This is a genomic window from Sinomonas sp. P10A9 (assembly GCF_041022165.1).
Lineage (GTDB): Bacteria > Actinomycetota > Actinomycetes > Actinomycetales > Micrococcaceae > Sinomonas > Sinomonas puerhi.
Map to the genome: position 1 here is coordinate 1,277,362 of NZ_CP163302.1, position 22,442 is coordinate 1,299,803.

Here is a 22,442-nt window from a genome sequence, read left to right on the forward strand (position 1 = left end):
CAGGCCCGATCTCACGCTTGCCCCAGCTGGCGGGCGGTCCACGAGCCATTCGCATAGGAGGCGTAAATTGCCTTAGCCTGCCCATTGTTGCCACCGTGTCGCTCTTTGCTTAGCCCCCCGGTGGCCTCGTACCACTTCGACGACCCTTCATCGAGCATGAAGTATCCGACTGCCTGACCTAAGGGGTCCAACTTCAGATCCGAGACGAACGAGGTCGATATCCATTTCGGCCCGATCGTCCAGCCACCTGTTGCTGCGTCCTTCAGATAACCGTTGCAGACCTTGCAGTCCTCGGCCGAGATTGTCTTTAGCGGAGCCCCGTCCCTCGTTTCCAGAGCATAAGTTGCGGTGTCGAACCAGTATTGAGTGAACGCCGCGAACCCCGCCTCCGTGTTCTCCCTCGCCGCGGCGGGCATCTCCGGCTTGGGCAGGTTTCGCGCGGGGCCAGCGGAGCTGGCAGGAGTCGGGCGTGTGTCGACGGCCGGTGTCGGCGTACCAGACGAAGTCCCCGCGGCGCCGGACGCGCTGGGCGAGGCGCCGGCGTCGGCGTTCCCACCGCAGGCTGTCAGGCCGAGCGCGGCCGTCAGGGCGAAGATGGACAGGGCAGAGCGAAGTGTGCGGCGAATCGCCATTGACATCCCCCGACGTCGTTGGTGTGTGTGCGTCGCCGGGTGCAGGCGACGTATCTTCGGCAGTCTACAAGTTCGTGACTATCCCTGTTTCGCGGTATCCACAGGCCGTCGGCCAGACAGGCCAGCCGGGTCAGCCGGCGTGCGTCTCGACAGAGCTGAGGAGCCCGGCGTCGCCGGTCCCCATCCCGTAGAGGTCCCAGCCGGCCGCGCGCCAGGCGTCGCCGTCGAGCACATTGCGCGCATCGATGATGACCTGCCGGCGCACTCGCGACGCCGTCTCGAACGGGTCGAGGGCACGGAACTCGGGCCATTCGGTCAGCAGCAGCACGATCTCCGCGCCCTCGAGCGCCGCGGGGGCGGAGGATTCGAACTGCAGCTGGGGGTACCGCATCCACGCGTTGTTGATCGCTTTGGGGTCGGTCACCACCACGTGCGCACCGGCACCCGCGAGTCGCACGGCGACGTCGAGGGCGGGGGAGTCGCGGATGTCGTCGGTGTCCGGCTTGAACGCCGCGCCGAGGACCGCGATGCGGCGCCCTGCCACGGATCCGCCGCACAGGTCCGCCGCCAGCGCAGCGACCCGCCCGCGCTGGCCCACGTTGATCGAGTCCACGAGCCCCATCCAGGCGTCCACCGAGTCGACGGCGAGATCGCGTGCCTGGGCCCGGAACGAACGGATGTCCTTGGGCAGGCACCCGCCGCCGAACCCGAGGCCGGCCGCGAGGTACCGCTGGCCGATGCGCGGGTCGAGGCCCATCGCGGCGGAGAGCTGGGTGACGTCCGCGCCGGCCGCGTCGCACAGCTCGGCCATGGCGTTGATGTAGGAGAGCTTCGTTGCCAGGTACGCGTTGGCCGCGGACTTGATGAGCTCCGCCGTCGCGGCGTTGCACACGATTCGGGGCACACCGGCGTGCAGGAGGGGAGCGTAGACCTCGTCGAGGATCCGCACGGCCCTGTGGCCCACGCCGACGCCGGCGTCGTCGTCCGCGTCATCCACCCCGTAGACGAGGCGGTCCGGCACGAGCGAGTCCTTCACTGCCGTGCCCTGCCGCAGGAACTCGGGGTTCCATGCGAGCTCGAGGTCGTCCCGGCCCAGCCATTCGCGCACCCGCCGTACGGTCCCGACCGGCACCGTGGACTTGCCCACGACGGCGGCACCCGCCTTGGCGCGCGCGGCCACGGAGCGGCTGGCAGCCTCGAGGTAGGTGAGGTCCGCGACATCGCTCGTCTTGGACTGCGGCGTCCCCACGCACAGGAAGTGCATGTCGCAGTCTGCAACGAGGTCCATGTCCGTCGAGAAGGCCAGCCGGCCCGTATCGCGCCCGTCGGCGAGGAGGTCTTCGAGTCCGGGCTCGAAGAACGGGGCAAAGCCGCGCGCGAGGTGGCCCACCTTGTCGGCATCCGTGTCGATGCCCACCACCGTGTGGCCCATCGAGGCGAGCGTTGCGGCGTGCACCGCGCCCAGATAACCGCAGCCAATGACCGAGATCTTCATGGTGTTCCTTCCTCTCACCCTGCGATGCTCTTGGCACGCAGCGAGATGACGTCTTCGTAGTGGTTGATGAGCTGGTCGCAGATCGCCTTCCAGGAGCGGCCCTGGACGCTCTGCCAGGCGGCGCCGGCAAAGGCTGCCCGCATCGCGTCGTCGTCGAGCAGGCCCTGCAGGTACTCGCGCATCTGGTCCAGATCGCCGGGCGTGTAGAGCCAACCGGTCTTGCCGTTCTCGACGAGGTCGAGCGGGCCGCCGCGGCCGGTGGCAACCACCGGGACGCCACAGGCCATGGCCTCCTGGATGGTCTGGCAGAACGTCTCGAACTCGCCCGGATGCACAAACAGGTCGAAGCTCGCGAGGAGACGTGGCAGGTCGTCGCCTCCCTGGAAGCCGGCAAAGTGCGCCCTGGGAAGCTGGGCCTCGAGCTGGGCGCGCATCGGCCCGTCGCCCACGATCACGAGCCGCGTGCCGGGCAGGTCCATGAGGACGCGCAGGTCCTCGACCTGCTTCTCGGCGGCGAGCCGGCCGACGTAGCCGATGACCTTGACCGGGCTTCCGTCGGCGTTGGTCCCTGCCACGCTCTCTCGCCACGCGTCGTCGCGCCTGCCCGGGTTGAAGCGTGCGGTGTCGACGCCACGGCGCCACATCTCGATCCGCGGGATCCCGTGCTTCCGCAGCTGTTCCACGGCGAAGGTCGACGGCGCGAGGGTCCGGTCCGCGAGTCGGTGGATATTCTCGACCCGCTGCCACGCCCAGGACTCGAGGAAAGGCACGCCGTATCTTGCTGCATAGCCCGGAACCTCGGTCTGGTACACGGCGACGGTGGGGACGTGCAGTTGCTTGGCGGCCCGCACGCCGCGCCAGCCGAGCTCGAAGGGGGAGGCGAGATGGACCACGTCGGGCTTGAAGTCCCTGAGGATCCGCCGGACCTTGGGGACGGCCCCGAACGCGACCCGGACGTGCGGGTAGCCAGCCATCGGGAAGGCCGGCATGCGCACCACTCGGGCGCTGTTCACGGTCTCCGTCACCGGGAAGACTCCGATCGCACCCTCTCCGGAGGGGGCGATCACTAGGACGTCGTCGCCTCGCTCCTGGAGATGGTCGAGGATCCGCAGGATGGAGTGCGTTACTCCGTTCATCTGCGGCAGGAACGACTCGGCAACAATCGCGATCCTCACGCCTCCACCATCCTGTGACCACTTGACTGGGCGGCAGAGCACGCGTGACGTGTCGGAGAAGGCTAGATGAACGGGCGGGTGGCGTTCCGCGGGATTCCGCGGGACGCGTGGCTGGGTCCGGCGTATGACGGCGCCCGGCCGGCCCCGGCTGTCCAGCCCACCTCGGGCGGATCGGCCGAAGGCTACCCGGGCGCAGTGTCGGAGCGGTGTGCGGGGTCCCGCGGTACGGCGAATCCGGCGAGGGCCACGGCAGCGGCGAGGGACGCGAGCCCCCAGCCCAGACCTGCGCTCGCGGCGACGGCCCCGACGAGAAGCGGCCCGCCGGCGTCGCCCGCCTCGCGGCCGAGCTCCGCGGACCCCATCGTCCTGCCCATCCGCTCCGCGGGCGTCGCATCGGCGAGGTGCGCGAACGCGAGGGGCGTCGCGATGCCGATCCCCGTGCCGACGAGCAGCGCGGCAGCGTATACCCCGACGGCGCCGAAGACCCCGGGCGCGAGCGGGACGAGCGCGGCGGCCGCTGCCCCGAGCACGATCGCCCCGAGTCCCGCCATGATGCCGGTCCTGTCCGTGAGCCTGCCCTCATCGCGGAGCCGACCGATCCGTGGCTGGATGAGGGACGACGCGACTGCGAGCACCGTCACTGCGGCCACTGCCGCGGCCGTCGGAAGGCCGGTGTGGGCCGCGAGGGCGGGGAGGAAGCCGACGGCCGCGCCGAGCGACCCGGTCGAGGCCGCGAGCACGATCGTGGGTCCGAGGAACGAGCGCTCGCCGAGCTGGCGGGCGAGGTCCGCGACCGTGTACCGGGGGCGGGGGAGCGGCTCGAGCCGCGGCATCGCGACGGCCACCCAGACGGCCACGGCCGCGCCGAGGACCGCGAGGACCCCGAACAGGACGGGAAAGCCCCCCAGGAAGAGGGCTGCAGCACCGAGCAGCGGGCCGATCGCATAGCCGAGCCCCTTCCACGAGCCGTACCTGCCGAAGTACTTCCCCGTGAGCGGCCCTGCGAGGCGCGCCACGCTTGCTGAAGAGGCCGGTGAGAATGCCGATGCTGCCGCGCCCTGCCCGAGGCGCACGACTGCGAGGGCCCAAGGGCCCTGCACCACGATGCCCACGAGCGAGGCCAGCGCGAACGCCGCGAGGCCGCCCACCACGACGGGCTTGGACCCGATCCGGTCCGACAGCGAGCCGAACACGGGCTTGAGGAACACCTCGGCGAGATCATAGAGCGCAAGCAGGACGCCCAGCGTGAGCAGGTCCAGACCGATCTGGCCGCTCTCGGCCCCGAGGCCGGCGGCGATGCTGTGGGCGCCGAACGCGGTGGTGAAGCCGGCCGCATAGAGGGGCAGGACGGCGCTCGCGGGGGGTCCGCTGAGCGGCCCGGGCGGGGTGGCTGGTCGGTTCACGGCGCCGAGTCTATGCCCGCCCGGTGCCGGGCACGGATCTGCGCTTCTCAGAGCAGATGATGTGTTGAAGGTCACAGGGGGTCCGGACGCTGCGTCGGAATGCGCCGGGAACACGACGGGTTGGGTCCAGCATGACTCTTGAGCACACCGAGCCCATCGACTCGTCCGCACAGCCCGGAATCGGAGAACTCTTCACGCCCTTCAGCCTCGGCACCCTCACCGTGCCGAACCGCTTCGTCATGGCCCCCATGACGCGTGAGTTCTCGCCGGACGGCACGGTGACGGACGACGTCGCGGGCTACTACGCGCGGCGGGCCGCGGCCGGCGTCGGGCTCATTATCACGGAGGGTGTGTACGTTTCCGAGGACTCGGGTCCGAGCACCCGCGTGCCGCGCCTGTTCGGCGAGGCCCAGCTCGCCGCGTGGCGTGCACTGGTGGCCGAGGTCCATGCGGCCGGCGGCCGGATTGTGCCCCAGCTGTGGCACCTCGGCGCGGCACGCGGCGACCACGCAGACTTCAACCCGGACCTGCCGTCCCTGAGCCCATCGGGCATCGCGCCCAACGGCGCGGAGCGCGGGCGCGCCGCGACCCTCGAGGAACTCGCCCGCATCCGCGACGACTTCGCCCGCGCCGCCGCGGCCGCCAGGGAGGCGGGCTTCGACGGCGTCGAGCTGCACGGCGCGCACGGCTACCTCCTGGACCAGTTCCTCTGGGCCGGCACCAACCGGCGCGAGGACCAGTACGGCGGATCCCTCGAGGCGCGGCTGCGCTTCCCGGCCGAGGTGGTCGCGGCGGTCCGCGCGGCCGTCGGCCCCGACTTCCCGGTGATCTTCCGCTTCTCGCAGTGGAAGTCCGGAGACTACGGCGCGCGCATCGCCGAGACCCCCGAAGAGCTCGGCACTGTCCTACGGACGCTCGCGGACGCTGGCGTCTCGGCGTTCCACCCTTCGACCCGGCGTCATTGGGAGCCGGCATTCCCGGAACCGGCAGATGCGGCTGGCGGCGAGGACGCCCGCCTCGGGCTGGCCGGCTGGACCAAGAAGCTCTCGGGACTCCCCGTGATCACGGTCGGGTCCGTGGGCCTCGACAACGAGTTCGAGGTCACCTGGCAGGAGGGCGGGCGTTCCGGCGTCCGCGGGCTGGGCGAGCTGCTGGCGCAGTTCGGCCGCGGCGAGTTCGATCTCGTCGCCGTGGGCCGCGTGCTCCTCTCCGACCCGGCGTGGGTCGCGAAGGTCCGCGAGGGCCGGACCGAGGAGATCCGTGCGTTCAGCGCCGAGGACCGCCTGCACCTGTCCTGACCGTCACCGGGCCGGGGGCTGGCGCCCGCCACCGGCGTTCGCCCGGGCTCCGGTGCGCCTGAACTGCCCGGGGCCGCGGCCGTGGCACAGTGGAGGGCGATGAAACTGCGTGCCGACCAGTCCGGTCTCCGGGGCCTGCCCATGCCGCTGTGGCTCCAGGGCGTCGCGGAGGCAGTCCAGGCCATCCTGATCTCTGCCGTCCTTGCCCTCGTCCCGGTCTTCGGTGTGTGGATGACTGGCGGGCTCGGCGCGTGGCAGCCCGAGGGCGTTGCGCGTCTGGCGGGCCAGCTCTGGCTTCTGGCCCACGGGGTCCCGCTGCAGCTGGCCATCACGCCGAGCACGGGGGAGTCGGCCGCACCCGTCGTGGGGACGCTCTCCCTGATCCCCCTCGGGCTCACGGTCATCCCAGTGCTCCTGACCTGGCGCAGCGGGCGGAGGCTGGCGCGAGCGTCCTACGCGGACACGCTGTGGCAGGGGCTCGCCGGTGCGGGTGCGGCCTATGCGGCCTTCGCGTTCGCCACCGCGTTCGTGTGCCGCACCCCGCAGGTCAACGTCGGCATGGTGGCCGCGACGTTCATCCCGCTCGCCCCTGTGGGCCTCGGCCTCGTGGTCGGGGCACGGCGCGAGGCCGGGTCGTGGGCGCGGCTCATCGGCGTCGACGCCGTCGACTGGATCGCCCGCACCGGGCAGTACTCGCGCTGGGCCGGGAGCTACGCGTGGTCTGTGCTCCGTGCCGGGTTCGTCGCACTCATGGCCGCTCTCGCGCTCTCGTCGGCTGTCCTCGCGGTGGACCTCTTCGGCCATTGGGCCGAGGCCGTCACGGTCTACGAGGGCGTGGGGGCCGACGCGGTGGGCGGCGCAGCCATGGCACTCGGCCAGGCGGGCTACCTCCCGCATCTCGTGGTGTGGACCCTCGGATGGGCCTCCGGCGCGGGAGTGACCCTCGGATCGGGATCCACTGCGGGCGCGCTCGCGACCGCCGTCGCGCCCCTTCCGCCGATCCCCGTCCTCGCGGCGATCCCCGCGGGCCCCCTGCCGTTCGGGCCCGCGGCGCTCGTCATTCCGGTGCTCGCCGGGCTCATCGGCGGCTGGTGGTTTGTCCGCGAGGGCGAGGACCACTTCGACGAGTGGCTCTCTATCAAGATCCACGCCCGGTGGTTCTCCGCACCGGTCTCCGCGCTCGTCGTCGGTGTGCTGGTCGGCGCCGCCGCGGGTGCCCTCGCGGCCGGGCTCGCGTGGCTCACGAGCGGATCAGTCGGGATCGGACGGTTCACCGAACTCGGAGTGAGCCCCCTGTGGATGCTTGTCTGGGTCGGCGCCGAGACCGCGATCGGCGCATGCCTCGGCTACGCCCTCGGGCCGTGGCTAGAGCACGCCCGCGCTGAGGAGGCCGGGCGGGCCGCAGTCTGACGCCGCACGACACAGCGAGCTGTCGCCGCCCGTCGGCACCCGGAGCATTCCCCGCCGGTAAGGTGGACGCCATGCGCATCGTAGTCCTCGTCTCCGGCACCGGTTCCAACCTGCAGGCCGTCATCGACGCCGTGAAGGCCGGGGCGCTCAACCTCGAGATCGCGGCCGTGGGCGCCGACCGCGAGGGGACCTACGGGATCGAGCGCTCCGACGAGGCTGGCATTGACACCTTCGTCGTCAACTTCAACTCCTTCGAGACCCGCGAGGAGTGGGACGCCGCGCTCGCCGCGAAGGTTGCGTCATACGAGCCGGACGTTGTCGTGTCCTCGGGCTTCATGCGGATCGTGAGCCCCGAGTTCATCGCCCGCTTCGGCGGCCGCTACCTCAACACGCACCCCGCACTCCTGCCTGCTTTCCCAGGCGCGCACGGCGTCCGCGACGCGCTCGAGTACGGCGTCAAGGTCACCGGCTGCACCGTTCACTGGGCAGACGCCGGCGTGGACACCGGTCCGATCATCGCCCAGGAGGCCGTGGCGATCGCGGACAGCGACGACGAGGAATCCCTCCACGAACGCATCAAGGTCGTTGAACGGCGCCTCCTGATCGACGTCCTGCGCAGCCTCGCGGACGGCGAACTCGAGGCGCGCGCCGGCTGAGGCATCCTGCAGCGGACAGCCCTGCCGATGCGCGACCCAGCCCCCCGGACGCACGACGGCGCGTGCCCACTCAGGTGGGCACACGCCGTCGCGCGTCAGAGACGGGTCAGAAGACGCCGCCGGTCTGCGGGGGTGAGTCGATGTCTCCGCGCCAAGCCCCGGTGGGACCCTGGGCCTCGACGAAGTCCTTGAACTTCTTCAGGTCCTTCTTGACCTGGGCGCTGTCGGCGCCGAAGAAGGCCCCGATCTTCTCCGTTGTTGAGTCCGGGATCCACTCGAACTGGGCCGAGACGCGTGATTCGGCATTGTTGAGCCGGTGGAAGGTCACGACTCCGGCGTGCCCCACCCCGTCGATGCTCTTCCACGCGATGCGCTCATCCGGCGTCTGCTCTGTGATCACGGTGTTGAACTCGCGGGTCTGTCCGGCGACCTTCGCCGTCCAATGGAGATGGGTGTCGTCCTGCTGGACAACAGACTCCACCCCGCCCATGAACTCGGGGAAACTCTCGAACTGGGTCCACTGGTTGTACGCGGCAGCTACGGGGACTGCGACGTCGATGGATTCCTGCACGGTGGACATGCGTTGCTCCTTACGGTTGGCGCTTGTTCGACGGCAGTGGCGGGCAACGCCCCTCGAGGACATCGCCCCTGCCTGCGGCCTCTTTTTCGACCGACCCCACCGTGGTACCCAAAGCTGCACTGGCGCAAACACACCCTGCGCGGCCTAGCGGAGTGTGGGTGGGCGCGTCTTTGAAGGCTACCGGCCGGGCTGTGTCGCGACGGCCTTGTGCTTGGACTCCTTGGCCGGCTTGCGGTGCTTCCGGTCCACGAGCAGGGCAATGCCGATCGCGACGAGCCAGGAGTCCTTCGCCATGGGCACGCCCGCGGCAGTCGGGCGGATGCCGTCCGGCTGGGTGAGGCCCGGGGTCTTGAGGTAGGTCGCGAGGAGGCCGCCCGAGAAGGCCGTGAGGGCCAGCGCGGCAAGCTTGGTCGGGACGAACGGGGCGAGCAGCGCTGCCCCGAGGCCGATTTCGGCCCCTGCGAGCACCTTGCCGAAGGTTGCCGGGGGGATCTGCCGGATCTGGGGGAGGGCATTGGCTGCCATACCCTGGAGGTTGCCTGCGCCCTCTTCGTCGAGAGAGAGCTTGCCCACTCCGGCATTGACCATGTAAGCGCCAGTGACAAGGCGGAGGACGGCGTGGCTGAGCTTGAATCCCATGGCTTCTCTCCTTGGCCGGCGGTCCGGCCCTCGGGTTCCGTTCCGGGATCAGCCTAGGCGATAGACTGGCACCAAACCCACCCTCCCCGAAGACCCGGAGTGTTGTCTGTGAGCCCTGAGACCTCTGCCCGCACCATCGAGCTGGACCTCGTCCCGATCCGCCGGGCCCTCATCTCGGTCTACGACAAGACAGGTCTCGAGGAGCTCGCCCGCGGTCTGAGCGAGGCGGGCGTCCGCATCGTCTCGACCGGATCGACGGCCAAGCGGATCGCCGCGGCAGGCGTTCCGGTGCAGGAGGTCGAGGAGGTCACGGGCTCGCCCGAGATGCTCGATGGCCGCGTCAAGACGCTCCACCCGCGGGTACACGGAGGCATTCTCGCGGACCGCCGCGTCCCGGCCCATGTGCAGACGCTCAAGGACCTGCAGATCGAGCCGTTCGACCTCGTCGTCGTCAACCTGTACCCGTTCGTGGAGACGGTGAGGTCCGGCGCGGCGATGGACGACGTCGTCGAGCAGATCGACATCGGCGGGCCCGCCATGGTGCGCTCGGCCGCGAAGAACCACGCCGCCGTCGCTATCGTCGTAGACCCGGGCGCCTACGGCGACGTGATTGCCGCCGCGAAGTCGGGAGGGTTCAGCCTCACGACCCGCCAGCGCCTCGCGGCCAAGGCGTTCGCGCATACCGCGGCCTACGACACGGCGGTTGCGACGTGGACGGCGAGCCAGTTCCTGGATGAGGACGGCGCCGGCGCAGCCGGAGACAAGGTCGCGTGGCCCGCCTACGCCGGCCTCGCGCTCGAGCGCTCCGAGGTGCTCCGCTACGGCGAGAATCCGCACCAGCAGGCAGCCCTGTACGTCGACAAGGCCGCTCCGGCAGGTATTGCCCAGGCAGACCAGCTCCATGGCAAGGCCATGAGCTACAACAACTACGTCGACGCCGACGCCGCCCTCCGCGCCGCCTTCGACTTCGACGAGCCCGCCGTCGCTGTCGTCAAGCACGCCAACCCGTGCGGCATCGCGGTCGCAACCCCCGGGGCGGCCGATCCGATCGCGGACGCCCACCTCAAGGCCCACGCGTGTGACCCGGTCTCGGCGTTCGGCGGCGTCATCGCCGCCAACCGAACCGTGACGAAGGGCATGGCCGAGACGGTAGCGGGGATCTTCACCGAGGTCGTGATCGCCCCAGACTTCGAGCCGGAGGCCGTCGAGATCCTCTCGAAGAAGAAGAACATCCGACTCCTCGCCCTCCCGGACGGCTACGGGCGCTACCCGACCGAGATCAAGCAGATCTCGGGCGGCGTGCTCGTCCAGGTCTCCGACACGCTCGATGCCGAGGGCGACGACCCGGCGAACTGGACCCTCGCCGCGGGTGAGGCCGCCGACGACGCCACCCTCGCGGACCTCGTCTTTGCGTGGAGGGCCTCCCGCGCCGCGAAGTCCAACGCGATCCTCCTCGCGCACAACGGCGCCTCGGTGGGCATCGGCATGGGGCAGGTGAACCGCGTCGACTCGTGCCGCCTCGCGGTCGAGCGCGCGAACACGCTCGGCGTCGAGGTTGCCTCGGGGGTTGACGCTGCCGGTGGTGCCGCGAACGTCGGCACGAGCGACGCCGGTGCTGCCGCACCCGTTCGAACGCGAGGCGCCGTCGCGGCGTCGGACGCGTTCTTCCCCTTCGCCGACGGACTCCAGATCCTCATCGACGCCGGCGCGCGCGCCGTCGTGCAGCCGGGCGGCTCGGTCCGCGATGAGGAGGTCGTAGAGGCCGCGAAGGCCGCGGGCATCACGATGTACTTCACGGGCGCGCGCCACTTCTTCCACTGAGTCCAGAGGCCACACACTGAGAGGGAGGCCGGGTGACCGGCCTCCCTCTTGCGTTGGCGTCGTCAGGACTGGGCGACGACGATGCCCTGGAGGGCGGCGCTGCTGGCGCTCGAGCACACAGTCAGGACGTTTGCGGCCAGGGATGCGTTCGAAGCCGAGATCAACGCGACGTTGAAGTCCGCGAGGAGAGTTTCGCGTCCGGGGAGGAGCTCGACGGACTCGGCCGCGAGCTCAGCGATGGTGAGCTTCTGCATTTGGTTCACCTCCTTCCGCAGGTCAGGTTATTCGGGTGCCATGAGACGGTCAGCTCTGGACGACCAGGATGCCCTGGACGGCCGTGCTGGTTGCGTGCGAGAAGAAGGTGTCGACGTTGGCGGCCAGCGACATGTTGGAGGCCCAGATGCCGGCAAGGTTGGTGTCCAACGTGAGGGTCTCGCGGGACGGAAGCAGCTCGACGGTCTCGGCGGCGAGGTCGGTGATGGTCAGCTTGGTCATGGAACTCAACTCCTGATGGGTGATCGTGTGTGCGGGAAAGGGAGGTGGGGGAGGCTGGAAGGCCCAGCCTCCCCGGAGCCGGCAGGTCCGGGCACCGTGCGGGGGGTGAGCCCGCGGGGTGCCGGGTCCCGGCTGGCTCGGCGGCTCAGTGCTGGAGCACGCCGATGAGTTGTACCGCCGTGGCGTTGGCTGTCGAACCCCACGTTGCGGCGTTGACCGCGATCGCGAGGTTGACCGCCACGACGGGGGCGATGTTGATGTCGAACAGCATGGTGTCGCGCTGCGGAAGCAGTTCGGCCTGCTGGTCGGCGATCTCGGCAATCGTGAGTGCCGTCATGATGTCCTCCTGATGGAGTCGGGTCCGAGGCGCCGGTTCAGGATGGCGACTCGATCGGGGTCAGCTCTGGTGCACGCTGATGAGCTGGACGGCGGTGCTGTTGGCGCTTGAGAACCAGGTGCCCGCGTTGAGCGCAACCGAGGTGTTGGAGGCGGCGATGAGCGCCGTGTTCCAATCGAGGACGAGGGTTTCGCGTGAGGGAAGCATCTCAACGGACTCGGCGGCCAGATCGGCCATGGTGAGCTTCTGCATTGAATTCACCTCCTTTCAAGGGTGTTGTGTTCTTCTCGTGACGGCAGTGGGACTCGGGGTTCAGCTGTGATGGCCGATTCGAAGTCCGGGCCGGTATGCCGCGTGGCGTGGCATCGGCCTGGGCAGGCTGGGCGCGAGGCGTCGTATCAGGGTGGCGAGGATTGAACGAGCGAATTGACCGAGGACCAGCACTGATCCGGCCGCGGGCAGGGTGAGCATCACCAGTGCCAGACCGGACAGGACCGCTTCGAAGGGGTGTCCGCCGGCGATGGATGTGACGAGGTTCTGCGCGTGGATCGAACCCGCGGCATACGCCTGCTGGAGGATGAACGGCAGACTCACAGCGAGCCATACCAGCACGCCGCCAAGGAAGGGGATCACGATGAGCACCCAGGATGTGACGATCCAGCGCGTTGCGGGGCGCAGCTCGAGAACCCGTGGATCGGTCTCCCGGCCCGGGATCAGGCTGCGCAGCACCGGACCCACACGGGCGAAGAGGTCCGGGACGCCCGCGAGATCGGCGAGGACAAAGTAGCCGTCGAGTCTGATCGTCGGGGGGAGCTGCTGTGCCATCTGGAGCTGGGTCGTGATGACCAGGAGCAGCAGGAGAGGGCTACCGCTCATGAGGTATCCAGCGCCCGCTGCGACGACCCACAGGAGATGGAAGTACAGGCCTCCGAGGTCCGTGCGGATGCGTCCAGCGCGGCTGAGCCTGTAGGCGTCCGTCACGTCCGTGTAGAAGGCAGGGAAGACGAGGTAGAGGCCGAACCCGACGACCCCCGGTTGTGCGCCGCCGTAGCGGCACGCAGCTGCATGGCCTAGCTCGTGGACCAGGGCTCCGACCGTCATGAGCGCGAAGAGGAGGACGAGCATGCTCGGCGTCATGAGCACGTCTTTGAGGGCGCTCACGGCATCGGCAACGGCGAACAGCCAGACGTCGAGGGCGATGAGGCCCAGGACGGCGGCGATGACGACCGGGGGCGCGTACAGGGGGCTCAGGATCCAGGAGAGCTTGTCGACGGCCGCTCGCGGGAAGATCGTGGCCTTTGCCCTGAGCGCGAGGAGCGGCTTTGCCGTGGGCGCCGGGGCGGGGGAGGCCGCGCTGCCCTCCCGCTTGAGCATGCCGAGTGGCTCGAGTTTGGCCTCGGCGAGGAGCCTGAGGCCGTCGGCGTCGAGTTCGCGGCCGAATTCGTCGCTCACGCGCCGGGCGAGTTCTTCAGACGCAAGGGGATGTTCCGCCTTGGCGAGGATGAGGTGGAGGAGTTCGCTGATCTGGACGACCTGTCCGTCCACGCGGCGCACGAGGTAGGTGCTGTGGTTGAGGCCGGATCCCCGCACGGGGCCCAAGAGCTCGACGCCGTCGGCCCGCTGCCAACTGTCGATCGCTGGGGCGAGGTTCTGCGACATGGGGGTTCTCCTGGCTGGGACTCGGATGGTTGGCGGGCAGCCCAGAGGCGGCCGGGCTGGGGGCGGGCGGCCGCCTCTGGGCGCGTTGAGGGGGGACTAGCCCTGCCAGACGGCGATCCCCTGGACCGCCATGCTGTTGGCGACCGATCCGAACGTGGCGGCGTTCAGTGCGAGCGACGTGTTGGTCGCGACGATGCCGGCCCAGTTGGCGTCGAGCAGGAGGGTGTCGCGAGAGGGGAGCAGCTCGACGGTCTCAGCAGCGAGTTCAGCAGCGGTGATCTTCGTCATGTGAATCATCTCCTTGTTGGTTGGCGACTGGGGATCAATCGCTGCGGTAAGTACATTCGATGGAGTGTTACCTTCGCGTTATCAACCCGTTATCGCGCTGACGTGGGGCGATGCCTGGCCGGGCATGCAGAAGGCCCCGCCGCAGCGGCGCTGCAGCGGGGCCAGGATGGCGTCTGGGAGTAAGCAGACTGGGGGCGCTACTCCCCGCTGTCGACGTCCACGTTCGCCCGCACGGCGGCGCCCGTGTCGGCGGAGATGACAGCGCGAGCCCTCTCGACGGCGTCGTTCGTTGCTGAATGCGCGCGGGCCGAGCGTTCGCCGGCGGGGGCCGACGCGAACGCGTTCAAGGAGACCCCGAGGGCCTGCTCGATCCCGAGCACAATGCTCCGGGCGGTTGGCGAGAGGTCGCGCTGCTGCCCGCCGACGAGGATGTACTGGATGGCCACGGTCTGGGTGCTGCACCCCGTGCAGCCCTCGTTGACGGCGATCGAAGCGTTGTTGGCGATGATGGAGCGTGCGTCGGCCGTCGCGATGATCTGGACGGATACAGCGGCCGACGACGCCCAGTCCCCTGTCGTGTAGGCCGTCGCCAGATTGTTGGCGAGCAGGGTCGAGACGCCGGGCGAGGTGAGGACCTGGAGCGTCACGGCGGTGCCTGAGCAGCCTGCGCATGAGTTCTCCACGGTGGCGGAGGCGGAGGCCGGGCCGCCGTTGGGGCGCAGCGGACCCACAACGACGGCAGAGTCAACGGCATTCGGGCGGTGAGGGCTGGGGATTGCTCGGGAGGCGACGTGCATATAGTGCCCCCATGCGACTCCCTGACCCGTCCCAGGAGCAGCCGACGCCGGCAGCATCGGGGCCATCATCAGGCCTACGGCGAGGAGGCCCACGGCGGACGCTCTGAGCAGGGAAACGCTGGTTGGGCGGGGGTGTGAGGTGTCGGCACGATGTGTCACTAGAGCTCCTTCGGGGGTTGGCGATGCCTCCCTGCCGCGTGTGTCACGGGCCGGGCTCCTGCATTCTCGAGCGGCTCGGCGCTCAGGAGCTGCGCGAGTCGTGTGGAGGGCTCGAGGCCCATCTCCTCGGCGAGGCGTCGCCGGAAGTCCTCGTAGGTGCGGCGCGCTCCCGCCGCATTACCTGCTCTCACCTGACCCCGGATCACCAGGGCATGCGCGGACTCGCGCAATGGCTCAATGGCCGCGGCTCGCATCGCGGCGGCGACTGCGGCCTCGGGACGGCCCTCGCCGAGATGGCGGCGAGCGAGGGCCTCCAGTGCGGCGATGCGCGTCTGCCGGAGGCGTTCCTGCTCGAACAGGAGCCAGTCGTCGTACCACCCGGGGAGGAGCTCGGCGGCGTACAAGAGGTCCGTCAGGCCGGCGGCAGGCTCGGTGCCGGCAAGGGCGGAGTCGGCGCCGTCGCGGAGCCGATCGACGTCAACATGGACATCGTCGGACAAGCGGAGCGGCTCTGCGCCGTCTGCGAGCAGGCCCGGAAGCTGGTGGCGGATCTTGAAGACCGTGACGCGGAGACTGCTTGCGGCCTGCTCCTCAGTGCTCTCGGGCCACAGGAGGCCAGCGAGGTAGCGGCGGGTGCGTGCGCCCAAGAGGGCTAGGGATGCGATGAGACGCTGCTGTCGGGCGCCGACGGTCTGAGGCGTGCCACGCCTGTCGAGCTGCCAGCAGCCCAGAAGATGAAGTTCCCACGACATGCGACCCGCCCCCATGAAACTTAGGTTCCCGGAATGCGGCCGCTCCGAATCGGTTGAGGGGAGTGGAGGCGTTCCTGATGAACGAAACCAGCATGACGAGGGGGATATAGTCCAGTCAATGGATTTATTGCAGTTTTCAGAACTGTCATGCAATCAGCAGCGCACTGTCGCTCCTAGGCGAGATCCTGTCAGGACGGCACGTCGCCCTCGAGTTGTTCCTCGAGCCATGCCCTGACTGCCGCAAGCGTGGCCTCAACGTCCGTGGCAAGGGCCGTCGATGTGGGCTCCTGGCGCCCATGGGAGGTGAGAATGCGCACCCTGAGGCCCTGTGCGGCGTCGGGCTCGCGCCATACCCGCAGTACCAGGGTGCCGAATTCTAAGAGCTCGGCCTCGGGGGGATCGCCACGGTTGACGTCCGCGGAATGCTGTGCCATGTCCCTCTGGGTGCCTTTCGCGTGGTGAGGGCTTGACGCCCCGAACTTTCCTGTCCCCTGAGAGGGAGTCTAGGCGTGAACGTGACGCGAGTTGCGTTGGCGTGCCCGGCGTGTAGAACCGTCACGAAACAGGCCATGGCCCATGCTCCGGTAGATTAGGGACGTTGACATAGCAGCACCCACGCATACTGCGGCGATTGCTCACGCGCACATCGGCGCCGCGGTCTGCATCAGCTCCGCAGGAGGCGCCCACCCATGGCCACCATTATCTACACGCACACGGACGAGGCGCCGATGCTGGCGACCCACTCCTTCCTCCCGATCGTCCAGGCGTACTCCTCGGCGGCCGGCGTCCGGATCGAGACCCGTGACATCTCCCTGGCAGGGCGCATCGTCGCCACATTCGGCGACTACCTCACGCCGGACCAGCAGGAGTCTGACGCGCTCGCGGAGCTTGGTGCCCTCGCGAAGACGCCAGAGGCCAACATCGTCAAGCTGCCCAACATCTCTGCCTCGATTCCGCAGCTCAAAGCCGCCATCGCGGAGCTTCAGGCCCACGGCTACGCCCTCCCGGACTACCCGGACAACCCCTCTTCCGATGAAGAGACGGACATCCGCTCGCGCTACGACAAGATCAAGGGCTCCGCGGTCAATCCCGTGCTCCGTGAGGGAAACTCGGACCGCCGCGCCCCCCTGTCCGTCAAGAACTACGCGCGCAAGAACCCGCATTCGATGGGTGCCTGGAGCGCCGAGTCGAAGACCAACGTCGCGACGATGGCCGAAGGCGACTTCCGCGCGAACGAGAAGTCCGTGGTCCTGCCGGCCGACGACTCGCTCACCATCCAGCTCGTGCTCGCCGACGGAGCGGTCAAGGAACTCAAGAAGGGCCTCAAGGTCCTCCAGGGCGAGGTTGTTGACGGCACCGTGATGCGCGCTTCGGCGCTCGACGGGTTCCTCGCGGCCCAAGTGGAGCGGGCCAAGCAGGATGGCGTCCTCTTCTCGGCGCACCTCAAGGCTACGATGATGAAGGTCTCCGATCCGATCATCTTCGGCCACGTGGTCACGGCGTACTTCTCCGAGCTGTTCGACACCTACGGCAAGCAGCTCGCCGCTGCGGGGCTGAGCCCGAACAACGGCCTCGCCTCGATCCTCGGCGGGCTCGACGCGCTGCCCGAGGAGGTCCGCGACGGCGTCAAGTCACTCATCCAGAAGGGCCTCGCCGACGGTCCGGCGCTTGCGATGGTCGATTCGGACAAGGGCATCACGAACCTGCACGTCCCCTCCGACGTGATCGTTGATGCCTCGATGCCGGCTATGATCCGCATCGGCGGCCACATGTGGGGCGCCGACGGCCAGGAGCATGACACGCTCGCCGTCCTGCCCGACTCCTCCTACGCGGGGGTCTATCAGACGGTCATCGACGACTGTCGTGAGCACGGCGCGCTGGACCCGACGACCATGGGCACCGTCCCGAACGTCGGCCTCATGGCCCAGGCGGCCGAGGAGTACGGCAGCCATGACAAGACGTTCGAGATCCAGACCGCAGGCAAGGTACAGCTCGTCAATGAGGCAGGCGATGTCCTGATCGAGCACGACGTCGAGCCCGGCGACATCTGGCGTGCGTGCCAGACCAAGGACCTGCCGATCCGTGACTGGGTCAAGCTCGCCGTGAACCGTGCGCGGGCAACTGGCTCCCCTGCGGTGTTCTGGCTCGACGAAAGCCGCGCGCACGACCGCAACCTGATCTCCAAGGTCAACCAGTACCTCGCCGAGCACGACACCGAGGGCCTCACTATCAAGGTCCTCGACCCGGCCGAGGCCACCGCCTACACGCTCGAGCGCCTCCGCAAGGGCGAGGACACGATCTCCGTCACGGGCAATGTGCTCCGCGACTACCTCACGGACCTCTTCCCGATCCTCGAGCTGGGCACGAGCGCCAAGATGCTCTCGATCGTCCCGCTCATCGCCGGGGGCGGCCTCTTCGAGACGGGCGCGGGCGGCTCCGCGCCGAAGCACGTGCAGCAGCTCGTCAAGGAGAACTACCTGCGCTGGGACAGCCTCGGCGAGTTCTTCGCGCTCGTGCCCTCGTTCGAGCTCTACGCCGAGCAGGCCGGGGTACCCGCGGCGAAGGTCCTCGCGGATACGTTGGACCGCGCGACGGGGACCTTCCTCGAGGAGAACCGGTCTCCGGGCCGCAAGCTCGGCACGCTCGACAACCGCGGCTCGCACTTCTACCTTGCCCAGTACTGGGCGCAGGAGCTCGCGCAGCAGACGGACGACGCCGCGCTGGCCGCCTCGTTCGCGCCCGTCGCCGAGGCGCTGACCTCGCAGGAGGAGACGATCGTCTCCGAGCTCCTCGCGGCCCAGGGCTCGCCCGTGGACCTGGGCGGTTACTACCGCCCGGACGAGGCGAAGGCCACCGCGGTCATGCGCCCCTCCGCAACACTCAACGCTGTGGTCGACGGCCTGCGCAAGTAGCGCACGGCCGCTGCCTGCGGCCAACGACGGCGCCCCGCGCACTGGCGAGATCATTCGTCACGGCGCGGGGCGCCGTCGCGCGTTAGACGGCACGAAGGGTTGCGCGACGCCTCTTTGACACAAGGCAGGCCTTCACGACAAGATCATGCTTGAAACTTCAATTGAATATTGGAGTATGTGTTCGCAAGCCTAGCGGTCAGCGAGCCGACGACCACCAATAGAAAGGGGCCTCCATGGCCACGATCCACCGCCCCGCCCTCGCCGACGCCGCGCGCACGATCCTCCGGGTTGCGCTCGGCGCAGTGTTCTTCGCCCACGGCTGGCAGAAGTTCTTCGAATTCACGATTCCGGGCGCACAGGGCGCCTTCGCCCAGATGGGAGTCCCCGGCGCTCAGTTCGCCGCGCCGATGGCGGCTGGCCTCGAACTTGCTGGGGGTGCGCTCCTGATTGTTGGTCTCCTGACCCGCGTGGCTGGCGCCCTGCTGGCCGTCGAGATGCTCTCGGCCCTCTTCCTCGTGCACGTCTCTGCCGGGATGTTTGTCGAGAAGGGCGGCATGGAGCTCGTGCTCGTCCTTGCTGCCGGCGCTGCGGCCGTTGCGCTCGTCGGTCCCGGCCGCGCCTCTGTGGACGGTCTGATCTTCGGACGCCGCACGGACCGTTGGGCCGCTTTGGCCGCGTGATCGCAGCCCGCAACTGACAGCGGCGCCTCGGGCCCCGGCGAGACAGTTCGCCAGGGCGCGGGGGCGCCGCTGTCGTGATGGCCAGCACGGGTTTGTGAGGAGTTTTGTTCAACAAATCATTCATATTTAGGTTACCCTAACTTTTGTTGGTAGTTAACTCTCATGTCATCTTGCTGTCTCCTAGGTGCAATCCGGACTCGATGAAGTATTCATGCGTGTTGCTCGGGCGGGGAGTGACCGACCATCTGGCACCCACCGAGATTTCCTGGGCAGAATCCTGCCCTCGCGCCTACAGGAGACATCTTCATGCAGTTCTCAACCGTTCTCCGTGCCGCCGCGTACACCGCGGCCCTCGGATTGGCCCTCACGGGCTGCGCCCAGAGCAGTACGGCCGCCAAGACGAACGCCGGCGATGCTGGCATCAAGACCGTCAAGGTCTTCATCAGCGGTGACATGAACATCCAGAGCCTGTGGGAGAAGGACCTTGCCCCGGCGTTCGAGAAGGCGAATCCGGGGTACAGGGTCCAGGTGCAGATCGACCTGCACGGCGAGCACGATGCGCAGACGCTCGCCAAGCTCACGAGCTCGGTGGAGCAGAAGAAGGACGCGGACTTCGACCTGGTGGACGGCGGATTCGTCGCCAAGGCCTCTGGGGCCAGCCTCCTGGAGAAGGTGGACACCTCCTCGGTCGGGGCCCTGGCCGACATCCCAGCGGACGTGGTCAAGGCCGGCGGCACCGGCGGGATCCCGTACCGCGGGTCCTCGGTCCTGCTCGCGTATGACACGAAGACCGTCGCTGCCCCGCCGAGGACCCTCGACGACCTCCTCGAATGGATCAAGGCCAACCCCGGCAGGTTCACGTACAACTCCCCGAAGTCCGGCGGGTCGGGCGCGGCGTTCGCCGCGACCGTCCTGGACAAGTACGTCCCGGCGGATGCCCGACAGAAGATGACCGTGGGCTACGAGAAGGACCTTGAGTCGACCTGGGACCAGGGCTTCGAGACACTGCGCGGCCTGAACCCGTCCGTGTACCAGAAGGGCGTCTACCCGAATGGCAACAAGCAGACCCTCGAGCTGCTGGCCAGCGGCCAGATCTCGATGGCCCCGGTCTGGTCCGACCAGTTCCTCACCGGCTCGGCCAACGGCACGATCCCGGCGAGCGTGAAGGCCGCGCAGATCACCGGCCCGTCGTTCACCGGCGGCGCCGCGTACCTCGGTGTCCCGGTCAACGCGCCGAACAAGGATGCTGCGCTCAGGCTCGCGAACTTCGTCCTGCAGCCCGAGCAGCAGGCGGAGATCGTGAAGGAGATCTCCGGCTACCCGGCCATCTCCATCGACAGGCTCCCGGCGGACATCAGGGACAGGTTCGCCAATGCGGACACGAACAATCTCCGCAAGGGGTACTTCGACCAGATGTCCAAGGACATGAACAACCTCTGGGACCAGAAGGTCCCCGGCCAGTGACCTCCCAGTCCACCGCGGTCCGGCAGCCGGACCGTCCCATCCCGTCTCCCCCCGCGCGCTCGGCCTCGGCCCAGCGCGCGGGGGCGGGGCGCGCCGCCGGCTTCGCCATGGCGCTGCCGCCCATCGTCCTCATCGCCCTGTTCATCGGCTTCCCGATCGTGCTCGCCTTCGCCTTCAGCCTCGGGTTCACGGGCGGACTCAACCGCACCATCGCCCTCATCGGCCAGAATGTCCACGAGGCCCAGGGCGGCCCCACGTTCGGCGCCTACGCGGACATGTTCACCAACCCGCGGTTCCTCGGGGACCTCGCGGTGACGGTCATCGTGACGGTGGTCAGCACCGCCGTCGTGATCCTCCTGGCTGCCGGCATCGGCCTGTACCTCAAGTTCGTGGGCGGCGTCATCGGGAAGATCCTCTCGGCCCTGGCGGTCATCCCGCTGTTCATCCCCGTGGTCATCGCCTCGTGGGCCATCCTGGGGTTCTACTCGGCGGACGGGTTCCTGCGCAGCGTCGCCGCGCAGCTCGGCGTGGACTTCCCCGTCTGGTCCTTCACGATGGTGACCGTCATCATCGGCTCGGTGTGGACGTCGCTTCCCTTCGCGACCCTCCTCATCACGTCCGGGCTCCAGGCGGTCCCGCAGGCCATGATCGACGCCGCGCGCGACGCCGGCGCCTCCTTCTGGCGCGTGGTCATCAGCGTTGTGGTGCCGATGGCAGGGGTGCCGATCATCATCGCCACCACGTTCACAGCCATCGGGATCCTGGGCTCCTTCACCGTCCCGTACTTCACGGGCCCGAACTCGCCGAACATGCTCGGGGTGGACATGTCCAACTACTTCTCGGCCTTCAACCAGCCCCAGCAGGCCGTCGTCATGGCCTTCGTCGTGTTCGCGATCGCCTCGGGCATCGCCGCAGTCTACGTGTGGGCGAACTTCCGCTCGGCCAGGGAAAGCGGTGCCCTCTGATGCAGAACTCCTCCCCACGCCGCGCCCTCACCGGCACGCTCGTAGTCCTGTTCGCCCTGGCCATGGCCGTGTTCATCATCGGCCCGCTCCTGTGGCTGGCCGTGCGGGCCTTCGCCACGAACTGGACATACCCCAACCTGGTCCCGGACGGGTGGACGTTCAAGTGGTGGGAACTCGTCTTCAGCGACAACGCCCTCGGGGTCGCGGTGCAGAACTCCCTCTTCTTCGCCCCGATCACCGTCCTGGCCTCAGCGCTCATCTGCCTCCCGGCCGCGTACGCCTTCGCGCGCTTCGAGTTCCCCGGGCGGCGGTTCTTCCTCATCGGGCTCTTCGCGGCCAACGCGTTCCCCAAGATGGGCCTCTTCGTCTCCCTCGCCGCGCTGTTCTACACCCTGAACCTGATGAACTCGATCCTGGGCATCCTGATCGTGCACCTCCTGGGCACCGTCGTCTTCATGACATGGATCCCGTCGGCGGCGTTCGCGGCAGTCCCGAGGAGCCTGGAGGAGGCCGCGCGCGACGCGGGGGCGTCGAGGCTGCGGGTGTTCTCCAGCGTCACCCTTCCCATGGCGCTCCCGGGCATCCTCGTCGCGGCGATCATGAGCTTCCTGGCCTCGTTCGACGAGGCCCAGGGCACGTACCTGGTCGGCGCCCCGGACTACTTCACCATGCCGACCCAGATGTACACCCTCGTGCTCAACTACCCCACCCAGGTCGCGGCGGTCTTCTCGATCCTGCTCGCCATCCCCTCCGTCGCGCTGCTCCTGGCCGCGCACAAGCACATCGTCGGCGGCCAGCTCGCCGAGGGCTTCCAGATCAAGTAGA

24 protein-coding genes are annotated in these 22,442 nt (G+C 68.7%); 9 read left to right on the forward strand and 15 right to left on the reverse strand.

The features are described 5' to 3' along the window. Positions 1–11: 11 nt before the first annotated feature. The 4 genes from AB5L97_RS05815 to AB5L97_RS05830 all read right to left on the reverse strand — a co-directional run bounded on the left by AB5L97_RS05815 (position 12) and on the right by AB5L97_RS05830 (position 4,705). Positions 12–632: a DUF6318 family protein gene (locus tag AB5L97_RS05815; RefSeq protein WP_369046838.1), complete on the reverse strand. Its 621-nt coding sequence runs from the start codon at positions 630–632 to the stop codon at positions 12–14. Between the two features lie 130 nt (positions 633–762). Next, a complete protein-coding gene (locus tag AB5L97_RS05820) occupies positions 763–2,127 on the reverse strand; it encodes a UDP-glucose dehydrogenase family protein (RefSeq protein ID WP_307955948.1) in 1,365 nt (454 codons plus the stop codon). A gap of 14 nt (positions 2,128–2,141) precedes the next feature. After that, a complete protein-coding gene (locus AB5L97_RS05825) occupies positions 2,142–3,302 on the reverse strand; it encodes a glycosyltransferase family 4 protein (protein ID WP_369046839.1) in 1,161 nt (386 codons plus the stop codon). Between the two features lie 182 nt (positions 3,303–3,484). Continuing rightward, positions 3,485–4,705, reverse strand: coding sequence for an MFS transporter (locus tag AB5L97_RS05830; RefSeq protein WP_369046840.1), 1,221 nt, complete (start codon positions 4,703–4,705; stop codon positions 3,485–3,487). A 131-nt stretch (positions 4,706–4,836) separates the two neighbouring features. Between AB5L97_RS05830 and AB5L97_RS05835 the strand changes: the two genes are divergently transcribed. The 3 genes from AB5L97_RS05835 (at position 4,837) to purN (ending at position 8,069) form a co-directional block, all read left to right on the forward strand. Beyond that, a complete protein-coding gene (locus AB5L97_RS05835) occupies positions 4,837–6,003 on the forward strand; it encodes a 12-oxophytodienoate reductase (RefSeq protein ID WP_369046841.1) in 1,167 nt (388 codons plus the stop codon). Between the two features lie 99 nt (positions 6,004–6,102). Next, positions 6,103–7,413 carry a DUF6350 family protein gene (locus tag AB5L97_RS05840; RefSeq protein WP_369046842.1) on the forward strand — a complete coding sequence of 437 codons (1,311 nt, stop codon included), beginning with the start codon at positions 6,103–6,105 and terminating at the stop codon, positions 7,411–7,413. Positions 7,414–7,484: 71 nt separating this feature from the next. After that, the gene (purN, locus tag AB5L97_RS05845; protein ID WP_369046843.1) at positions 7,485–8,069 is read left to right on the forward strand and encodes a phosphoribosylglycinamide formyltransferase; all 585 of its coding nucleotides are present in this window, start codon (positions 7,485–7,487) and stop codon (positions 8,067–8,069) included. Positions 8,070–8,175: 106 nt separating this feature from the next. Here purN and AB5L97_RS05850 read toward each other — a convergent pair whose 3' ends face one another. Then, positions 8,176–8,649, reverse strand: coding sequence for an SRPBCC family protein (locus AB5L97_RS05850; protein WP_307955954.1), 474 nt, complete (start codon positions 8,647–8,649; stop codon positions 8,176–8,178). A gap of 177 nt (positions 8,650–8,826) precedes the next feature. Beyond that, complete coding sequence (locus tag AB5L97_RS05855; RefSeq protein ID WP_369046844.1) at positions 8,827–9,288, reverse strand: DoxX family membrane protein; 462 nt, start codon at positions 9,286–9,288, stop codon at positions 8,827–8,829. A gap of 108 nt (positions 9,289–9,396) precedes the next feature. On the opposite strand from AB5L97_RS05855, the gene purH reads away from it, so the two are divergent. Beyond that, the gene (gene purH, locus AB5L97_RS05860; RefSeq protein ID WP_369046845.1) at positions 9,397–11,109 is read left to right on the forward strand and encodes a bifunctional phosphoribosylaminoimidazolecarboxamide formyltransferase/IMP cyclohydrolase; all 1,713 of its coding nucleotides are present in this window, start codon (positions 9,397–9,399) and stop codon (positions 11,107–11,109) included. 62 nt (positions 11,110–11,171) lie between these two features. On the opposite strand, the gene AB5L97_RS05865 is transcribed toward purH, so the two are convergent. The 9 genes from AB5L97_RS05865 to AB5L97_RS05905 form a co-directional block, all read right to left on the reverse strand. After that, the gene (locus AB5L97_RS05865) at positions 11,172–11,363 is read right to left on the reverse strand and encodes a hypothetical protein (protein WP_369046846.1); all 192 of its coding nucleotides are present in this window, start codon (positions 11,361–11,363) and stop codon (positions 11,172–11,174) included. 49 nt (positions 11,364–11,412) lie between these two features. Next, complete coding sequence (locus AB5L97_RS05870; protein WP_369046847.1) at positions 11,413–11,604, reverse strand: hypothetical protein; 192 nt, start codon at positions 11,602–11,604, stop codon at positions 11,413–11,415. A 145-nt stretch (positions 11,605–11,749) separates the two neighbouring features. Beyond that, on the reverse strand, positions 11,750–11,941 hold the full coding sequence (locus AB5L97_RS05875; RefSeq protein ID WP_369046848.1) for a hypothetical protein: 192 nt from the start codon (positions 11,939–11,941) through the stop codon (positions 11,750–11,752). A 60-nt stretch (positions 11,942–12,001) separates the two neighbouring features. Then, positions 12,002–12,193: a hypothetical protein gene (locus AB5L97_RS05880; RefSeq protein ID WP_369046849.1), complete on the reverse strand. Its 192-nt coding sequence runs from the start codon at positions 12,191–12,193 to the stop codon at positions 12,002–12,004. 60 nt (positions 12,194–12,253) lie between these two features. Next, the gene (locus AB5L97_RS05885; protein ID WP_369046850.1) at positions 12,254–13,600 is read right to left on the reverse strand and encodes a hypothetical protein; all 1,347 of its coding nucleotides are present in this window, start codon (positions 13,598–13,600) and stop codon (positions 12,254–12,256) included. Positions 13,601–13,696: 96 nt separating this feature from the next. Beyond that, positions 13,697–13,888: a hypothetical protein gene (locus tag AB5L97_RS05890; RefSeq protein ID WP_369046851.1), complete on the reverse strand. Its 192-nt coding sequence runs from the start codon at positions 13,886–13,888 to the stop codon at positions 13,697–13,699. Between the two features lie 197 nt (positions 13,889–14,085). Then, on the reverse strand, positions 14,086–14,535 hold the full coding sequence (locus tag AB5L97_RS05895; protein ID WP_369046852.1) for a hypothetical protein: 450 nt from the start codon (positions 14,533–14,535) through the stop codon (positions 14,086–14,088). 308 nt (positions 14,536–14,843) lie between these two features. Further along, positions 14,844–15,596 (reverse strand): AfsR/SARP family transcriptional regulator, encoded by a 753-nt coding sequence (locus tag AB5L97_RS05900; protein WP_369046853.1) that lies wholly within the window; start codon positions 15,594–15,596, stop codon positions 14,844–14,846. 188 nt (positions 15,597–15,784) lie between these two features. After that, positions 15,785–15,913 (reverse strand): hypothetical protein, encoded by a 129-nt coding sequence (locus tag AB5L97_RS05905; protein WP_369046854.1) that lies wholly within the window; start codon positions 15,911–15,913, stop codon positions 15,785–15,787. 372 nt (positions 15,914–16,285) lie between these two features. On the opposite strand from AB5L97_RS05905, the gene AB5L97_RS05910 reads away from it, so the two are divergent. The 5 genes from AB5L97_RS05910 to AB5L97_RS05930 all read left to right on the forward strand — a co-directional run bounded on the left by AB5L97_RS05910 (position 16,286) and on the right by AB5L97_RS05930 (position 22,441). Beyond that, positions 16,286–18,508, forward strand: coding sequence for an NADP-dependent isocitrate dehydrogenase (locus AB5L97_RS05910; RefSeq protein WP_369046855.1), 2,223 nt, complete (start codon positions 16,286–16,288; stop codon positions 18,506–18,508). A gap of 233 nt (positions 18,509–18,741) precedes the next feature. Beyond that, positions 18,742–19,188, forward strand: coding sequence for a DoxX family protein (locus tag AB5L97_RS05915; RefSeq protein WP_369046856.1), 447 nt, complete (start codon positions 18,742–18,744; stop codon positions 19,186–19,188). Between the two features lie 306 nt (positions 19,189–19,494). Next, complete coding sequence (locus AB5L97_RS05920) at positions 19,495–20,652, forward strand: extracellular solute-binding protein (RefSeq protein ID WP_369046857.1); 1,158 nt, start codon at positions 19,495–19,497, stop codon at positions 20,650–20,652. Beyond that, complete coding sequence (locus AB5L97_RS05925) at positions 20,649–21,617, forward strand: ABC transporter permease (RefSeq protein ID WP_369046858.1); 969 nt, start codon at positions 20,649–20,651, stop codon at positions 21,615–21,617. Before AB5L97_RS05920 ends, AB5L97_RS05925 begins: the two co-directional genes overlap by 4 nt. After that, positions 21,617–22,441, forward strand: a complete 825-nt coding sequence (locus AB5L97_RS05930; protein ID WP_369046859.1) for an ABC transporter permease — start codon at positions 21,617–21,619, stop codon at positions 22,439–22,441. Before AB5L97_RS05925 ends, AB5L97_RS05930 begins: the two co-directional genes overlap by 1 nt. Position 22,442: the final 1 nt, after the last annotated feature.

Bases quoted from the DNA above. Each gene is read 5' to 3' on its own strand.
- AB5L97_RS05870 (WP_369046847.1), bottom strand. From the start codon at position 11,604: ATGACCAAGCTGACCATCACCGACCTCGCCGCCGAGACCGTCGAGCTG.
- AB5L97_RS05890 (WP_369046851.1), bottom strand. From the start codon at position 13,888: ATGACGAAGATCACCGCTGCTGAACTCGCTGCTGAGACCGTCGAGCTG.
- AB5L97_RS05920 (WP_369046857.1), top strand. From the start codon at position 19,495: ATGCAGTTCTCAACCGTTCTCCGTGCCGCCGCGTACACCGCGGCCCTC.
- AB5L97_RS05835 (WP_369046841.1), top strand. From the start codon at position 4,837: ATGACTCTTGAGCACACCGAGCCCATCGACTCGTCCGCACAGCCCGGA.
- AB5L97_RS05815 (WP_369046838.1), bottom strand. From the start codon at position 632: ATGGCGATTCGCCGCACACTTCGCTCTGCCCTGTCCATCTTCGCCCTG.
- AB5L97_RS05885 (WP_369046850.1), bottom strand. From the start codon at position 13,600: ATGTCGCAGAACCTCGCCCCAGCGATCGACAGTTGGCAGCGGGCCGAC.
- AB5L97_RS05915 (WP_369046856.1), top strand. From the start codon at position 18,742: ATGGCCACGATCCACCGCCCCGCCCTCGCCGACGCCGCGCGCACGATC.
- AB5L97_RS05840 (WP_369046842.1), top strand. From the start codon at position 6,103: ATGAAACTGCGTGCCGACCAGTCCGGTCTCCGGGGCCTGCCCATGCCG.
- AB5L97_RS05855 (WP_369046844.1), bottom strand. From the start codon at position 9,288: ATGGGATTCAAGCTCAGCCACGCCGTCCTCCGCCTTGTCACTGGCGCT.
- AB5L97_RS05880 (WP_369046849.1), bottom strand. From the start codon at position 12,193: ATGCAGAAGCTCACCATGGCCGATCTGGCCGCCGAGTCCGTTGAGATG.
- AB5L97_RS05910 (WP_369046855.1), top strand. From the start codon at position 16,286: ATGGCCACCATTATCTACACGCACACGGACGAGGCGCCGATGCTGGCG.
- AB5L97_RS05875 (WP_369046848.1), bottom strand. From the start codon at position 11,941: ATGACGGCACTCACGATTGCCGAGATCGCCGACCAGCAGGCCGAACTG.
- AB5L97_RS05930 (WP_369046859.1), top strand. From the start codon at position 21,617: ATGCAGAACTCCTCCCCACGCCGCGCCCTCACCGGCACGCTCGTAGTC.
- purN (WP_369046843.1), top strand. From the start codon at position 7,485: ATGCGCATCGTAGTCCTCGTCTCCGGCACCGGTTCCAACCTGCAGGCC.
- AB5L97_RS05900 (WP_369046853.1), bottom strand. From the start codon at position 15,596: ATGTCGTGGGAACTTCATCTTCTGGGCTGCTGGCAGCTCGACAGGCGT.
- AB5L97_RS05865 (WP_369046846.1), bottom strand. From the start codon at position 11,363: ATGCAGAAGCTCACCATCGCTGAGCTCGCGGCCGAGTCCGTCGAGCTC.
- AB5L97_RS05850 (WP_307955954.1), bottom strand. From the start codon at position 8,649: ATGTCCACCGTGCAGGAATCCATCGACGTCGCAGTCCCCGTAGCTGCC.
- AB5L97_RS05820 (WP_307955948.1), bottom strand. From the start codon at position 2,127: ATGAAGATCTCGGTCATTGGCTGCGGTTATCTGGGCGCGGTGCACGCC.